The 15,480-nt window shown below is 62.9% G+C and carries 15 protein-coding genes; 4 read left to right on the top strand and 11 right to left on the bottom strand.

What is annotated here, in order from left to right; translation table 11 throughout:
• Nucleotides 1–34: 34 nt before the first annotated feature.
• The 4 genes from ACTG2G_RS12465 to sgrR all read right to left on the bottom strand — a co-directional run bounded on the left by ACTG2G_RS12465 (nt 35) and on the right by sgrR (nt 5,466).
• On the bottom strand, nt 35–736 hold the full coding sequence (locus tag ACTG2G_RS12465) for a hypothetical protein (RefSeq protein ID WP_439985895.1): 702 nt from the start codon (nt 734–736) through the stop codon (nt 35–37).
• A 44-nt stretch (nt 737–780) separates the two neighbouring features.
• Complete coding sequence (locus ACTG2G_RS12460; RefSeq protein ID WP_005336457.1) at nt 781–1,176, bottom strand: acyl-CoA thioesterase; 396 nt, start codon at nt 1,174–1,176, stop codon at nt 781–783.
• A gap of 263 nt (nt 1,177–1,439) precedes the next feature.
• Complete coding sequence (gene katG, locus ACTG2G_RS12455; protein WP_439985484.1) at nt 1,440–3,617, bottom strand: catalase/peroxidase HPI; 2,178 nt, start codon at nt 3,615–3,617, stop codon at nt 1,440–1,442.
• A gap of 145 nt (nt 3,618–3,762) precedes the next feature.
• Nucleotides 3,763–5,466, bottom strand: coding sequence for an HTH-type transcriptional regulator SgrR (gene sgrR / locus ACTG2G_RS12450; protein ID WP_439985483.1), 1,704 nt, complete (start codon nt 5,464–5,466; stop codon nt 3,763–3,765).
• Between the two features lie 100 nt (nt 5,467–5,566).
• Between sgrR and ACTG2G_RS12445 the strand changes: the two genes are divergently transcribed.
• The 3 genes from ACTG2G_RS12445 to ACTG2G_RS12435 all read left to right on the top strand — a co-directional run bounded on the left by ACTG2G_RS12445 (nt 5,567) and on the right by ACTG2G_RS12435 (nt 7,895).
• Entirely contained in the window at nt 5,567–5,743 is a 177-nt protein-coding gene (locus tag ACTG2G_RS12445) for a hypothetical protein (protein WP_005336463.1), read from the top strand.
• Nucleotides 5,744–5,893: 150 nt separating this feature from the next.
• Nucleotides 5,894–7,162 carry an O-acetylhomoserine aminocarboxypropyltransferase/cysteine synthase family protein gene (locus ACTG2G_RS12440; protein WP_201905055.1) on the top strand — a complete coding sequence of 423 codons (1,269 nt, stop codon included), beginning with the start codon at nt 5,894–5,896 and terminating at the stop codon, nt 7,160–7,162.
• Between the two features lie 106 nt (nt 7,163–7,268).
• Nucleotides 7,269–7,895, top strand: coding sequence for a glutathione S-transferase family protein (locus ACTG2G_RS12435; protein WP_439985482.1), 627 nt, complete (start codon nt 7,269–7,271; stop codon nt 7,893–7,895).
• A 64-nt stretch (nt 7,896–7,959) separates the two neighbouring features.
• On the opposite strand, the gene ACTG2G_RS12430 is transcribed toward ACTG2G_RS12435, so the two are convergent.
• Nucleotides 7,960–8,859 (bottom strand): DMT family transporter, encoded by a 900-nt coding sequence (locus ACTG2G_RS12430; protein ID WP_439985481.1) that lies wholly within the window; start codon nt 8,857–8,859, stop codon nt 7,960–7,962.
• 137 nt (nt 8,860–8,996) lie between these two features.
• Nucleotides 8,997–9,437, bottom strand: coding sequence for a DUF2214 family protein (locus ACTG2G_RS12425; RefSeq protein WP_118854472.1), 441 nt, complete (start codon nt 9,435–9,437; stop codon nt 8,997–8,999).
• A gap of 83 nt (nt 9,438–9,520) precedes the next feature.
• Here ACTG2G_RS12425 and ACTG2G_RS12420 point away from each other — a divergent pair, with 83 nt between their 5' ends.
• The gene (locus ACTG2G_RS12420; RefSeq protein ID WP_139442752.1) at nt 9,521–11,155 is read left to right on the top strand and encodes a sensor domain-containing diguanylate cyclase; all 1,635 of its coding nucleotides are present in this window, start codon (nt 9,521–9,523) and stop codon (nt 11,153–11,155) included.
• 115 nt (nt 11,156–11,270) lie between these two features.
• Here the strand turns inward: ACTG2G_RS12420 and ACTG2G_RS12415 are convergent, their stop codons facing one another.
• The 5 genes from ACTG2G_RS12415 to ACTG2G_RS12395 are packed head-to-tail and all read right to left on the bottom strand — an operon-like array spanning nt 11,271 to nt 15,479.
• On the bottom strand, nt 11,271–11,924 hold the full coding sequence (locus tag ACTG2G_RS12415; RefSeq protein WP_439985480.1) for an HAD family hydrolase: 654 nt from the start codon (nt 11,922–11,924) through the stop codon (nt 11,271–11,273).
• A gap of 39 nt (nt 11,925–11,963) precedes the next feature.
• Entirely contained in the window at nt 11,964–12,971 is a 1,008-nt protein-coding gene (locus ACTG2G_RS12410; RefSeq protein WP_101530852.1) for an ABC transporter ATP-binding protein, read from the bottom strand.
• 6 nt (nt 12,972–12,977) lie between these two features.
• Nucleotides 12,978–13,754: an ABC transporter permease gene (locus ACTG2G_RS12405; RefSeq protein WP_005355251.1), complete on the bottom strand. Its 777-nt coding sequence runs from the start codon at nt 13,752–13,754 to the stop codon at nt 12,978–12,980.
• On the bottom strand, nt 13,747–14,646 hold the full coding sequence (locus ACTG2G_RS12400; protein WP_113740218.1) for an ABC transporter permease: 900 nt from the start codon (nt 14,644–14,646) through the stop codon (nt 13,747–13,749). Before ACTG2G_RS12400 ends, ACTG2G_RS12405 begins: the two co-directional genes overlap by 8 nt.
• Nucleotides 14,646–15,479, bottom strand: coding sequence for an alkaline phosphatase family protein (locus ACTG2G_RS12395; RefSeq protein WP_149151941.1), 834 nt, complete (start codon nt 15,477–15,479; stop codon nt 14,646–14,648). Before ACTG2G_RS12395 ends, ACTG2G_RS12400 begins: the two co-directional genes overlap by 1 nt.
• Nucleotide 15,480: the final 1 nt, after the last annotated feature.

Genomic DNA, 15,480 nt, shown 5'->3' with positions numbered 1-15,480 from the left:
AGGGGGCCCGAGATGGGCCCCCTTGCTATTGCGCTTATTGCGGCTTGTTGGCACCCGGCAGCGGCTGCCAGGTGAGGCGGGTCACTTGGGTGCCCTGCACCTCGCACTTGAGGCTCAGCTCCTGCCACCCCTTATCCTGACGCAGGGAGACCTCCCCTTCGATCCCCTGCTCGCCAATCTTCAGCTTATCCTGCTCGAAGATCACCTTGTCGCCGTGGGCGAGATCCATCAGTTTGCCGTTGCAGAGCCAGTGAGCGAGATCCGCCCCCTTCAGCTTGACGCCCCCCTTGGCCGCCTTCTGTTCGGCCGCGCTCACCACAAACAGCTTGCTCAGCTCGGCGGCTCGCTTGGTGAGCCACTCCTCACGCTGCTGCATGCTCATCTTGCTGACGAACTCGGCGGGCTGGCCCTTCTCGTCCAGCCATTGGGTCAGCTTGCCGCTGTCATCAAAGGCGAACTGAGCGGCGGGCTCTTTGACCCCGAACAGCTTGCCGCCCTTGAAGTAGTAGCGGCTCTCCCCTTCCAGCTTGCCCAGCTCGTTCATGATGGGCACGGCGATGATGACGGGGGCGCCATCGATCCAGGCCTTGATATCGACGCCGTCATGGCTGAATTGACGAGTATCGAGGGCGCTCTCGGCCCCCTTCTCCATCAGGGTAAACTGCTCGGCGAGAGAAGCGGCCAGAGAAGGGAGGGAGCAGAATCCCAGGGTCAGCGCGATCGCTGTGTTGCGCATTGAGTTGTACATAACACTCCTGTGATGGGCCATCCGGCCCGTGGTTAACTCTCTGTCAGCCAGGCCCGCAGCCCTTCCCGGTGAGCATCGCTCAGGGGCAGGGATTGGCGGGCCCGGTAGTCAAAATGGATCAGGGTCGTTTCGGCGGTGACGGCCAGTTCGCCGCCCTGCCAGGCCTCCTGCCAGACCGTAAAGGAACTGGTGCCGATGCGGCGCACGCCAGTCTTGATGGTGACCGGCTGGCCGTAGAACAGCTCCCGTTTGAACTGCACCGTATAGCCCGCGATGATCAGATGCCAGTTATGCACATCCAGATCGGGGGAGAAGATCCGGAACAGGGGATCCCGCGCCGATTCGAACCAGACCGCCGGCACCGTATTGTTGATATGGCCGAGGGCATCCGTCTCCTGAAAGCGGGGTTGGATCTGCATTTCCAGCATGGGTTGACTCCTTGTCTCTTTGTTTCTGTCCTTGTCCGTTCATGGGACATCAGTGGCCAATGGGTGGCCGCCGGGCATCACCAGCGGATCAGCATGTTACATGATACTGCTGGCCCAAGCACAGGGATGCCAGCGGCCCTGCGCGACCGGCCAGCGGGTGTCGCAGCGCGGTAGATTGTGGTGCTCTGCAAAAAGCAGACAGTAAAAAGCCCCACACACCTAGGGTGTGCGGGGCTGATGCAGATAACCAAACGGCTCGGGGACTAGCCCAACAGATCGAAGCGATCCGCATTCATCACCTTGTTCCAGGCGGTGATGAAGTCACAGACAAACTTCTCCTTGTTGTCATCCTGGGCATAGACCTCGGCATAGGCGCGCAGCACCGAGTTGGAGCCGAACACCAGATCCACCCGGGTGGCAGTCCACTTCAGGGCACCGCTGCGGCGATCGCGGATCTCGTAGAGATTGCTCGCTTTCGGCAGCCACTGGTAGCCCATGTCGGTCAGGTTGACGAAGAAGTCGTTGCTGAGTACCCCGACCCGGTCGGTAAAGACCCCGTGCCCGGTACCGCCATGGTTGGTGCCGAGCACCCGCATCCCGCCGACCAGCGCCGTCATCTCGCAAGCGGTGAGCCCCATCAGCTGGGCGCGATCCAGCAGCAGCTCCTCCGCCGTCACCACATAGTCCTGCTTGAGCCAGTTGCGGAAGCCATCGGCCAACGGCTCCAGCACCTCGAACGAGGCCACATCGGTCTGAGCCTGAGTGGCGTCCCCCCGGCCCGGCGCAAACGGCACGCTCACCGTCACCCCGGCGGCCTGGGCAGCCTGCTCGATGGCGAGGTTGCCCCCCAGCACGATGAGATCCGCGACGCTGACGCCACACTCGGCCGCCAGCTTGTCATAGACCGCCAGCACCTTCGCCAACTTCGCCGGTTCGTTGCCCGGCCAATCCTTCTGCGGCGCCAGCCGAATGCGGGCACCGTTGGCGCCGCCCCGCTTGTCGGAGCCTCGGAAGGTACGGGCACTATCCCAGGCGGCAGTGACCCGCTCGCTGATGGAGAGGCCGCTGGCAGCAATCCTGGCCTTCACCGCCGCCACGTCATAATCGGCACGTCCGGCTGGCACCGGATCCTGCCAAATCAGATCTTCTGTCGGCACATAGGGGCCGACATAGCGGCTCTTCGGCCCCATATCCCTGTGGGTCAACTTGAACCAGGCGCGGGCGAAGGCGTCGGAGAAGGCCGCCGGATCATCGCGGAAGCGCTCGGCAATCTTGCGGTACTCGGGGTCGAATTTGAGCGCCATATCGGCATCCGTCATCATGGGTTTGCAGCGGATCGAGGGGTCCTCCACATCCACCGGCATATCCTCTTCAGCGATATTGATCGGTTCCCACTGATGGGCCCCCGCCGGAGATTTTTGCAACCACCAGTCGTACTTGAACAGCAGATCGAAGTAGCCGTTGTCCCACTTGGTCGGGTGGGTGGTCCAGGCCCCCTCAATGCCGCTGGTCACAGTATTGCGGCCGATGCCGCGGCTGTGGTGATTGATCCAGCCCAGCCCCTGCTCTTCGAGGCTGGCCCCTTCCGGCTCGGGCCCAAGCTGTTTGGCATCGCCGTTGCCGTGAGCCTTGCCGACGGTGTGGCCACCGGCGGTCAGTGCCACCGTCTCTTCATCATCCATCGCCATGCGGGCGAAGGTGACTCGCATATCTTGCGCGGTTTTCAGTGGATCGGGCTGGCCATCCACCCCTTCCGGGTTGACGTAGATAAGCCCCATCATCACCGCCGCCAGCGGGTTTTCCAGATCCCGCTCGCCGGAGTAACGACCGCCCGGCTTGCCGCTGGGCGCCAGCCACTCTTTCTCCGACCCCCAGTAGATATCCTTCTCCGGATGCCAGATATCCTCGCGGCCAAAGGCGAAGCCGAAGGTCTTGAGCCCCATGGACTCATAGGCCACGGTGCCCGCCAGAATGATCAAATCGGCCCAGCTGATCTTGTTGCCGTACTTCTTCTTGATGGGCCACAGCAGGCGACGGGCCTTGTCGAGGTTGGCGTTATCCGGCCAGGAGTTAAGGGGGGCAAAGCGCTGGTTGCCGCTGCCACCGCCGCCGCGGCCATCGGCGATGCGGTAAGTCCCGGCCGAGTGCCAGGCCATGCGGATCATCAGGCCGCCGTAGTGGCCCCAGTCGGCGGGCCACCACTCCTGACTGTCGGTCATCAGGGCGGTCACATCCTGCTTGAGGGCCGCCATATCGAGCCCCTTCAAGGCTTCCCGATAGTTGAAACCGGCCCCCAGCGGATTGGTCTTGGTATCGTGTTGGTGAAGAATGTCGAGGTTGAGGCTCTTCGGCCACCACTCCATTCTGGACGTCTCGACGGAGGTGGTTCCCCCGTGCATGACCGGGCATTTTCCTGCGGAACTGTCTGAATTATTGCTCATCGTTTTCCTCATTTGCTCTGCTGTCCATAACCTGAAACAGCATGGCACAGAGGCGTGACACAAACTGTGCAGCAGCGGCCGATTTACGGATCTTTCACGCAAGCGGCCACGGAGCACTCGTCGGCCGCGACAGAAATTGGACGAACTATGACGCCTCCGCGGGCTGATGGGGCGGTTCCGGCCGCAACCAGGCGCTGCGAAAATCGAACCAGCCGAGCGCCGTCATCCGCACCCCGTGCACGCCGACCCGGCTCTCCAGCTCCAGCCAGTGGTGAAACAGCGGCACAAACCAGCTCTGCTGCTGCACCGTTGCCAGCAGGGCGCGGGGGCCTGGCTCCTCACCGCTGGCGCGCCACTGCATCAACCCTTGCCACAACTCATGCTGACTGCTCCACACCTTGCGCAGCAACGGGGTGCCCTGCAACCAGGCGTAGGGGGCAAAGGGGCCGGCATGTTCGAGGTTGAGGGTGCCGAGCCAGAGATCCACGTCTTCATCCTCGCCACTCACCCAGCGACCGTAATCGAGGGTGCGCACCTCCAGCCGGATCCCCTGTTCGGCCAGCAGGCTGCTCATGGCGTTGGCGCACTCGTTGAACTCCAGATGCTGGTTGAAGCAGGCAAGCACCAAGGTCGTCGGCAACTGCGCCGGTGTGGGCAAGGGGGCGGGCAGTGCTTCGCGCCAGTGGGGCAGCAGGCCGAGGGCGCTGGTCCAGCCCCGTTGCAACTCGGGGGCGACCCGCCCCATCAGAGCCACCGGATTGAGCAGCTGGCCCAGCCACTGCCGCAGGGCGGGATCCTGCAAGGATCCGGAACGATCGTCCTGCAGCAGGAAGTAGCAGCCCGACTCCAGCTCCGATTCGCCGCGCATGGTACCGAGCTCAGGGCTGTCGCGCCCCAGCTGCAGGTGGGTCTCCAGTCGATCCGCCAGCTCCGGCAGCATCCAGATATCGATCTCGTCGAGCAGGGCCCGCAGGCCGAAGTAGTCGTCAAACGCCGCAAGGCAAAGATGCAGGGGATCGTTGGCGGCCACCCGGTAAGGACCGGTGCCCACAGGTTGCAGGGCAAAGCCCGCCGCCCCCTTGAGCTCCCGTGGCAAAATGGTCGCCACCGGCTCGGCCAGCAGGTGGGGCAGCCAGGGATCCGGGCTGTCGAGATAGAGATCCAGCGTGCGCGGCCAGGGGCTCTCCAACCGGTCCAGATGAGCGAACAGCGGGCGAGCCCGCAGGGCCAGCAGGCTCTCCATCACATCTTCCACCACCAGCTCGCGACCGTGGTGAAAACGCACCGCCGGGCGCAGGTAGAAACGCCAGTGGCAAGGACCCAGACACTCCCAGTGGTGGGCGAGATCCCCTTCGATTTCCCCATTTTCCTCATTTCGCCGGGTGAGGCCGTTGAAGATCTGGCGGCTCAGGTGAATTTCGGAGCGGCGCATCGGGCCGGTGGGCAGCAACTGCGGCAGCGGTCGGTAGTAGGGCACCCGCAGGATCTGGCGCCCCTCGCGGGTGGCCTGACCGAGCTGCTCTATCAGCAATGGAGTGAGCAGATCGAGGCGATCTTCGGCCAGCCGTACCGCCTGCGCCAACTGGCCCTGGCTGAGCAGATCCCGCAAGCGGCGCCGGGTCAGGCTCTCCTGACTATCGAGCAGGGTGAGCCGGGAGCGCCGCCCCCGCCCCGCTTCCGCCGACCAGCTGAGCCAGCCCTGATCCTGCATCCGCCGCAGCAGCAGGCGAGCGTTGCGCGGGGTGCAGCAGAGCAGATCCGCCACCTCGGCGAGGCTGATCTCCCGTTCGTCGCTGCCAAGCAGCTGGGCGAGTCGTTGAAATTGCTGGTAGAGGCGACCGGTCGGCATAAAAGAGGAAATCCTGTTGCTGTAAGTCATCAGTTTTTACTTCCGCATTTTAGCTCAATACTGCTGATGAACGTGAGAACCACAGCAGAGGAACACCATCATGAGCCACGCCAACCCCCTCAAACCGAACCGGATCCAGCAGACCTTGCGCCGTTACTTCAAGCGGATCCTGCCGCGCCCGCTGCCACTTATCGAAGATCCCATGCAGCAGCTCAACCGCCTGATGCAGTGGGATATGAACCAGATCGATGACAAGGAGTATCGCCGTCGCCTCTGAGTGCGGGCCATGCCAACCACTCGGGACACGCGTCCCCTGCGGGCGACACTGCTTTGCCGGATCTTGCTGTTTACATCGGCCACGGGCCTGATAGATTGGACGTCTATCCATCTATAACTGCCATAAGCAACATCCAACAAGGAGTGTGTGATGAAAGATGCGACCCTAGCCCTGCACCACGGCTTTTCCAACGACCCCACCACCAAAGCGGTCGCCGTGCCCATCTACCAAACGGTGGCCTACGAGTTCGAGAGCGCCCAGCACGGGGCGGATCTGTTCAATCTGGCGGTGCCGGGCAATATCTACACCCGCATCATGAACCCCACCAACGATGTGCTGGAGCAGCGGATGGCCGCGCTGGAAGGGGGGATCGCCGCGCTGGTGGTCTCGGCAGGTTCCGCCGCCATCACCTACGCCATTCAGGCGCTGACCGCCGCCGGTGACAACATTGTCTCCACGCCCCAGCTCTATGGCGGCACCTACACCTTGTTCGCCCACATGCTGCCGAGTTTCGGGGTCGAGGTGCGCTTCGCCAAAGATGACAGCGCCGAAGCCATCGCCGCCCTGATCGACGACAAGACCAAGGCGGTCTACTGCGAGAGCATCGGCAACCCGGCAGGCAACATCGTCGATCTGGCCGCGCTGGCCAAGGCCGCCCACGCCCGTGGTGTGCCGCTCATCGTCGACAACACGGTCGCCACCCCGGTACTCTGCAAGCCCATCGAACACGGCGCTGACATAGTCGTACACAGCCTGACCAAATATGTCGGCGGCCACGGCAACTCGCTGGGTGGCGTGGTGGTCGACTCGGGCAAGTTCCCCTGGGCGGATCACGCCGAGCGCTTCCCCCAGCTGACCAAACCCGAACCCTCCTACCACGGGGTGGTCTATACCGAGGCCTTTGGCCCGGCCGCCTTTATCGGGCGGGTACGCACAGTGCCCCTGCGCAATACCGGCGCGGCGCTGGCGCCGATGAACGCCTTCCTGCTGCTGCAAGGGCTGGAGACCCTGAGCCTGCGCATGGAGCGCCACGTCGACAACGCCCTGCGGGTCGCCAACCACCTCAAGCATCACCCCAAGGTTGCCTGGGTCAGCTATGCCGGTCTGCCGGGCCACCCGCACTATCTGCTGGCGGAGAAGTACATGGCCGGTCGCCCCTCGGCCATTCTCTCGTTCGGCCTGAAAGAGGGTTACGAGGCGGGCGTGCGCTTCTACGATGCGCTCAAGATCTTCAAGCGGCTGGTCAACATCGGCGATGCCAAGTCGCTGGCCTGCCACCCGGCCTCCACCACTCATCGCCAGTTGAGCGAGGAGGAGCAGGCCAAGGCTGGGGTGAAACCGGAGATGATCCGGCTGTCGGTGGGGATCGAGGCGATCGAGGACATTCTGGCGGATCTGGATCAGGCGCTGGAGGCCTGAGTCAGTCAACGAGGGAGCGGGCATCAGCCCGCTCTTTTTTAGCCATCGGTGAACCGCCCCCCTCGTCCGCTCGTATACCCCATCCTGCCACCGAATCGAGGTCGTTATGATAGTCCTGCACCACCTGAACAAATCCCGCTCCCAACGCATCATCTGGCTGCTCGAAGAGCTGGGCCAGCCCTATGAGATCAAGGCATATCAGCGCGATGCCACCACCTTTCTGGCACCGCCCGAGCTAAAAGCCATCCACCCCCTCGGCAAGTCGCCGGTCATCGAGTTCGACGGCCGGGTGCTGGCGGAATCGGGCGCCATCACCGAGTACCTGATCGCCCGCTACGCCGCCGATCGGCTGGCACCGACACCAGATAGCCCGGAGTATCCCGAATATCTGCAGTGGCTCCACTTTGCCGAGAGCTCCGGCATTCTGCCGCTGCTGCTCGACATGTTCGTGCGCAAGGATGGCAGCCCGATGCGCTTCCTGCCGGACTACGCCAAGGCCGAGTGTGCCAAGGTGCTGGGCTACCTCAATGAGGTACTGGCGAATCGCCGCTACTTGGTGGGGGATCGCCTCTCCGGCGCCGACATCATGAACTCCTTCCTGGTGGATCTGCTGGCGCAAAGCGGCCAGCTGGCCCACTTCCCGCATCTGCAAGCCTATTGGGAACGCCTCAATACCCATCCGGCCCGTCAGAAGGCCATGGAGCTGGAGCGCGAGCTGGATCAGCGCCCCTGATCCAAACAGCCACCATGCAAAACGCCCCGACAGTCGGGGCGTTTTGTTATGCTGCGAGCGCGGTTTACTTGGTCACAGGCACCTTGTCTCGGCGCGACTTCCACCACCATCTCAAGCGGATCTGGGAGATAAGCATCCCCGCCAGCATCAGGGCGCAACCGGCAATGGCGCGCTCATCCAGCGTCTCACCCAGCAGCAATACGCCACCCACGGCGGCAAAGACGGTCTCCAGACTGAGGATGATGGCGGCATGGGCCGGATGAGCGCCCCGCTGCCCCACCACCTGCAGGGTATAACCCACCCCGACCGACACCAGCCCGGCGTAGAGCAGCGCCTGCCAACCGGCCACGGCACCGCTAACAGTCGGAGTTTCAATAACAAAAGCGGTGGCGAGGCTGAGCAGGCCGCAGACCACGAACTGCACTCCAGCCAGCTTGATGGGGGCAACCCGGTTGGAGTAGTGATCCACCAGCAGCAGGTGAACGGCCCAGAAGAGGGCGCCGACCACCTGCAACAGATCGCCAAAGCCGATGGTGAACTCCTCGGTGACGCTCAACACATAGAGACCGGCCAGCGCTATGATGGCGCCGATCCAGGTATTGAGGCCACTCTTGTGGCGCAGCAGCAGCCCCAGTACCGGCACCAGAATGATGTAGAGCCCGGTGATGAAACCGGCCTTGGCGGCGGTGGTATAGAGCAGCCCCACCTGCTGCAGGGAGGCGGCACAGAACAGCACCAGCCCGGCCAGCACACCACCGATCAGCAGCTGGCGATGGTCGCCCGCGACGGCAACAGGTTGTCGGGATTTGAGCCACCAGAGCAGCGGCAGCAGGGAGATGGCACCGAGCAGAAAGCGCAGGCCATTGAAGGTATAGGGCCCCATGTGATCCATCCCGAGGCGCTGGGCGACAAAGCCCATACCCCAGATGGTGGCAGCCATCAGCAACATCAGATTGGAGCGCATGGCGATTCTTCCTTAAATCGGCGCGTGACGGGTTATCCGATCCAAGATACCCGCCTCCCTATCCTCTTGTCTCCACTCTTTGTCTTCGCCCTTGCTCTCCATGCTCTGCATCGCACTGCTTTTGAGCACAGCGAGTGTTACAGCAGCGAGGGCTTGGTGAACACGGCCAACAGGGCAATCAGTAGCAGATTGCCCCGCAGGATCCACACCACCCGGAAGTGCTGCTGGATGGAGATCATCGGCGCCTTGCCCAGACGCAGGGCGCGACGCCAGCGATAGAAGAGGCGGCTGGGATAAACGAGGGAGCCGACAATCAGCAGAAACAGCCCCATCTTGAGGCCGTGGGAAGGATGGGCAAAGATCTCTGCCACCGAGCTGGCATGCTCGAGGGCCAGCAGACACCCGGTCGCAAAGATGGAGAAGAGCGCCAGCGCCGCCACCCCATCTGCCAGCAGCAGGCGGCGCACTCGCAGCATGTTCAGGCCGCGCCGAAAGATCAGATACTCGACACAGAGGGCAAGGATCAGCACCGCTATGCTGCCATAATGAATCATTGAGAGCAGAGTGTGGTTCAGCATCGGAAACATCTCATTTTCTGCCTTTAGACGAGCCGCACAGCATCATATATGCTGGTGTCACCCGAGACGAAAAGGATCTGTTCATGTCCCCCGCCAAGCCCAAGAACACTTGGTCTTTGATCACCCGCATGCGGCTGGGCTTCCTCTTGCTCTTTATCCCTGTGTTGCTGCTCGGCAGCATCTACTACCTGCATATGGAGCGCACCCTGCGCCACGAGCAGCAACAATATCTGATTGCTCGCAACACCCAGTATTTCCATACCCTGATAGAACCCTATCTGGCGACCCTCAAACGCCAGTTTACGCTCATTTATCAGCAGGTAAATTATCGGGATTTCAGCGGTCCGGAGATCCGCAACGGCGAGCGCTACCTGCAACAGTGGCAGGCCTATCACAAGGTGATGGAGCTCGATTACGTCTACGTGGGCACCGAGCATCGCAAGATGCTGATCCACCCATCCTGGCAGGCCGACGAGAAGTTCGATCCCAGAACCCGCCCCTGGTATCTGCTGGCCGCCAGCCATCCCGGACAGATTGTCTGGACTGATCCTTATTACGACTACACCTTGGGCACTCTCACCATGGCGCTGGCTCGGGTAATTAAAGATCCTGACGGCAAGCGGGTTGGCGTACTCTCGCTGGATACCCAGCTCACCCCCCTCGCCAGCTGGCTAAACAGTCGGCATGCTCAGAGTCACCATCTGGGTAATGGCTATCAGCTCCTGCTCAACCATGACGGGCTGGTGCTGGCCCATCCGGATCGCGAACGGGTATTCAAACCCCTCGCCCACCCCGACTGGCTGGCCCGGATGCAACAGCCGCAGGGCTTTTTCCTCGATGATGCCAGCGGCCTGATGGTCTCCTACTACCGCATCCCCGAGCAGCGCTGGATCCTGCTCAGCGTCGAGCCGACTGCCAGCATGCAACAGGTGATCGACAGCGTCTCCATCAACGTGCAGCTGATGATTGCCGTCGCCTGCATTCTCTATCTGCTGCTGGCCCTGCTCTGGTCCCGTTACTTCCGCCGCATGCTGGGGGAGATCACCCTGCTGATCCGCGCCAGCCGCTCCGGCGGTATCGCCTACAACGGCCGCCGCATGCTGGAGCTGGCCAAGGTCTATGAAGAGATGGATGCCGCCAGCCAGGACTTTGCCCAGATCCGGCTGCAAGCCAATCAGGACAAGCTCACCGGGCTCTACAATCGTCGCTTCTTCGACGAGTGCCTGCAGAAGCAGCTCAACAGTGGCGCTCCCTTCGGGGTGGTGATGTTCGATCTGGATGATTTCAAGCGAGTCAACGATACCCACGGCCATCAGGCGGGGGATGTGGTGCTCAAGCGGGTGAGCAAGCTGGGCATGAATCTGTTCCACGAGTGGGGCTGGTTCTGCCGCTATGGCGGCGAGGAGCTGGTGCTGATCTTCCGTTACGGCGAAGAGCAGCCGATGCTCCCCTCCCTGCTGGAAGCGTTCCGGCTCGGGGTGGAGCAGCTGGAGTGGCGCGAACCCGATCTCACTATCACTATCAGCGGCGGGGTGGCCTTCAGCCGCTCCGGGCTCTCGGCCAAAGAGCTGGTGGAGCTGGCCGACAAGGGGGTCTATCAGGCCAAGCGGGAGGGGAAAAACCGTATCTGCTTCCCGCTGCGCCACACCCCTCACCAGAGTGCCGAGGAGGACATTCCCGCCTTTGGCGAGCCCCGGCAACAAACCAACGAGGGGTAGCCACCACCGCCAACATCAACCACAACGCTGTCAGCAAAAACAAAGAGAGAGGCTCCTGCCTCTCTCTTTGTTTATCGTGCTCCTTGCCGCACGTTAAGCCTGTGTGGCGCACGACTCAGCGCTGCCACTCCCACACCGGCCAGCCCAGCTCCGAGGCGCACTGACGGAGCGCGGGGGCCGGATTGACCGCATGAGGATGGCTCACTGCCCGCAGCATCGGCAGATCGTTGTGGGAATCGCTGTAGCCAAAGCTCCCCTGCCAGAGATGGTCCCTGCCTGCAAAGAGCTGGTTGATGCGGGCCACCTTGCCTTCGCGAAAGCTGAGGGTGCCGCGGGTCTGGCCGGTCAGCATCCCCTCCTCCTCATCGAGCAGGATGGCGACGCAGTGATCCATCCCCAGCATCTTCGCCATGGGGGCCACCAGATGCTCGCCGGAGGCGGAGATCAGTACCAGCTCGTCACCACGCTGGCGGTGCCACTCGATGCGCGCCAACCCCTCCGGGTAGAGGCGCTCGCGCAGCACCTGCTCGGCGAAGCGGGTAGAGAGCGAGTCGAGCCACTGGCGCGTCTTGCCCGCCAGCGGTTGCAGGGTAAAGGCCATGTACTGGTGCATATCCATCTTGCCCTGATGGTAGAGGGACATCATGGCCTGCTCCTCCGCAATCATGCTGGCGGGGGCCAGCTCCTCGGCCACCATGTACTCCAGCCAGAGGCTGGCGGAATCCCCGGCAATCAGGGTCTCGTCCAGATCAAACAATGCCAGTGCCATGAGAGCTCCTTGCGGTAACAACGAAAATGAAACGAGGCGTCATGCTACCTCACAGGGTTGATCCCGGGCCACCGCCAGGGTCACGGCACTGCCAGTGGCCAGCAGATCGCCAGCCGAGCGGTTGAGGCAATCCACCGTCAACAGCCCCGCCTCGCACTCCACCTGATAGCGGATCACGTTGCCGAGCAGCTGTTGCTGGCGAACGATGCCGGGCAGGCAGGGTTCGCTGCTGGTCGCCCCGGCGGGCAGCAGGGTGATGGACTCAGGCCGCAGCGCCAACTTGCCCTGAAAACGGGGGCCGAACAGCGACTTGCCCTGCTCGGCGCCAAGCAGGTTGTAGTTGCCGATAAAGCCCGCCACAAACTCGCTGGCGGGACGGGTGTAAATCTCCTCCGGCGTGCCGCTCTGGACGATAGATCCCTTGTTCATCAGGAAGATCCGATCCGACATGGTAAGCGCCTCCTCCTGATCGTGAGTCACGAAGATGGTGGTGAGCTCAAGGCGCTGCTGGATCTCGCGGATCTGCTGGCGCAGGCTGCGACGGATGCGGGCATCCAGCGCCGAGAGCGGCTCGTCCAGCAGCAGGATCCGCGGCTGCACCACCAAAGCCCGGGCCAATGCCACCCGCTGGCGCTGACCGCCGGAGAGCTCGGCAGGATAGCGGCGCTCGAAGCCGGTCAGCTCCACCAGCGCCAGCGCCTCCTGCACGCTGGCCGCCAGCTCCCGCCCCGGCTGGGGTTTCATCTTGAGGCCGAAGGCGACGTTGTCCCACACCGTCATGTTGGGGAAGAGCGCATAGCTCTGGAACACCATGCCGATGCCGCGCTTTTGGGGCGCCTGCCAGGTGATCTCCTCACCGGCCACCCGCACCTGACCGCCATCCACCGGAGTGAGCCCGGCCAGCGCCCGCAGCAGGGTAGATTTGCCACAGCCGGAGGGGCCGAGCAGGGTCACCAGCTCCCCCTTGCGGATGCCGAATTCGATCCCCTCGAACACCGGCGTATCGCCGTAGGATTTGTGCAGTTGATTCACTTCTAAATGAAACATCTTGGATCACCGATGAAATCTGTTGGCCGCCCAGGTGAGCAGCAGGGTCAGCAGGAAGTAGCTCATCACCAGCGCACTGGTGAAGTGGCCAGAAGTGGCGCGCATGTTGTAGAGGTAGACCTGCAGGGTCTCGTAGCGGGTGCCCACCAGCATGTTGGCAAACACGAACTCGCCGAGCAGGAAGGAGAGGGAGAGAAACAGCGCCGCCAGCAGCCCCTTGCGCAGGCAGGGGATCACCACCAGCAGAAAGGCGCGCCGACTACTGGCCCCCAGCAGATGGGCGGCATCCATCAAATCCCTGAGCGGCACCCCTTGCAGGCTGTTGGCCAGCGCCCGATACATAAAGGGGAGCACCACGGTGAACCAGGTGCCGATCAGGATCCACGGCGTGCCGATAATGGGCAGGACACCATCGGCGTAGATCTGCAGCAGCCCCACCGACGAGACCACTGGCGGCACCGCAAAGGGGAGCAGGATCAGCAGGTTCATCCAGGGATCCAGCTTTGGGAAGTAGTAGGCCACCACCAGCACGGTCGGCACCAGCACCAGGGTCCCCAGCAGCAGGGTGGCGAAGCAGACCAGGAGGCTGCGGCCAAACGCCGCCAGAAAACGCGGGTCGCCCCACAGCTTGAGATACCAGTCGAGGGTGAAGCCGTCCGGCAGCAGGGTCGCCCCCCAGCGGGTGGAGATGGAGTAGAGAAAGGTAGCCAGCAGCGGCAGCAGCAGGGTGGCGACCAGCCCCCCCAGCACCCACTTGGGCCAGCGCGGCGTCAAATCATGCATGGGATTGCCCCTTGTTCACATAGCTCTTTTTCAGCAGCCACTGGTTGGCAGCCGTCACCACTCCCAGCAGCACCATCAGGATCACCGCCAGCGCCGCCGCCATATTGGGCTCGAGGAAGATGTCGCCGGAGACCAGACTGGCCACCCGGATGGTCACCAGATTGAAGTTGCCGGTGGTGAGGGCGTAGGCGGAGGCATAAGCCCCCACCGCGTTGGCAAACAGGATGATCAGGGTGCCGAGCAGCGCAGGCGTCAGCACCGGCAGCGCCACGTGCCACACATATTGTCCCTTGCTCGCGCCGAGCAGCGCGGCCGCTTGCGGCCACTCATCCTGCAGCGCATCGAACGCCGGGTAGAGCAACAGCAGGGCGAGCGGGATCTGGAAGTAGGTGTAGATGAGAATAAGGCCCGACCCCGAGTAGAGGTTGAAGCCGTCGATCAGTCCCCAGGATTTCAGCAGCAGAGTGACCGCGCCGTTGATGCCGAGAATGATGATAAAGGCGAATGCCAGCGGCACACCGCTGAAGTTGCCAGTCATGGTGACGAAGGCCAGCAGCACCCGCTTGACCCGCTCGCCGCTGTGGCGCAGCGCGGCTGCCCCGAGGGTGCCGATGGCAAGCCCCGCCAGACTGGCGATACCGGCAATGCGCAACGAGTTGCCGAACGATTGCAGGTAGAAGGGGGAACTCAAAATCTCCCGGTAGTAGTCGAGGCCCCACCCATCTGGGGTCTGAAAGCTGCCCACCAGCACCCACACCATGGGAGCGAGCTGGAACAGGATCATCAAGAGGATAAACGGCAGCAGCACCAGCGCGGGCAGCCAGTGGCGGCGCACCTTCTGCTTGGTTGCCACAGGTTGATCCACGAGGATCTCGGTGGTTGCAGGCATCATCAGTGCACCTCGCGCATAAAGGCCGCCTTGAGCAGCGGTGGCGCCGCCGGCTTGTCGTGCGGGATGCCCAGCAGATCGGCCATCAGGGCGCAGAGCTGGGTCTGGGCGATCGCCACCCCATCCGGCCAGCGCTCGATAAAGGCATCGCCAAACAGCCAGAGTGGCACGGTGCGCTCTTCCGGCAGGGTGCCGCCGTGGCTCAGATCGTTGTTCATGCCGTGATCCGAGGTGATCACCACCTGATATCCCTCAGCCAGCCACTGGGGCAGCAGATCGGCCAGCAGGCTGTCCATGCGGCGCGCCTGATTGCGGTACTGGCGGGAATCGAGGCCAAACTTGTGGCCCGCATCGTCCACCCCCATCGGGTGGATCAGCAGAAAATCGGGATCGTACTGGCTGCGCAGCCATTCCCCGTCCATCAGCAGATGGCTGTCGGGATAGTTGTCATCCCAGTAGAAGCAGCCGTGCTGGATCGGCAACTGCTCGTCATGAGTAAAGCGATCACGGGCAGCCAGCCAGGGGCTGCGGTTGTAGAGTTCGCTCACCCAATGGTAGGCCGCCGCTGCGGTGCGTTTACCCGCGGCGCGGGCCAGATGGAAGATGGAGTCATGCAGACTGAGGCGACTCACCCCGTTGTGGGTGATGCCGCTCACCACCGGCGGCACGCCGGTCAGGATGCACTCGTAGAGAGGCCGAGAGAGAGACGGCAGGGCAGCATTCAGGGTCGTATGCAGGCCCCGCCCCGCCTCCACCATGCCACCGAGGTAGCCCATGGTGTGGGCTACCTCGGCTGCCAGACCATCCACAAGTACCACTATCACCTTGTGTTGCACT

The organism is Aeromonas sp. 55A (assembly GCF_051919665.1).
GTDB classification, from domain to species: Bacteria; Pseudomonadota; Gammaproteobacteria; order Enterobacterales; family Aeromonadaceae; genus Aeromonas; species Aeromonas veronii.
Note: the sequence above shows the minus strand (reverse complement) of the source record. Positions and strands in the feature narration are given on the sequence as shown.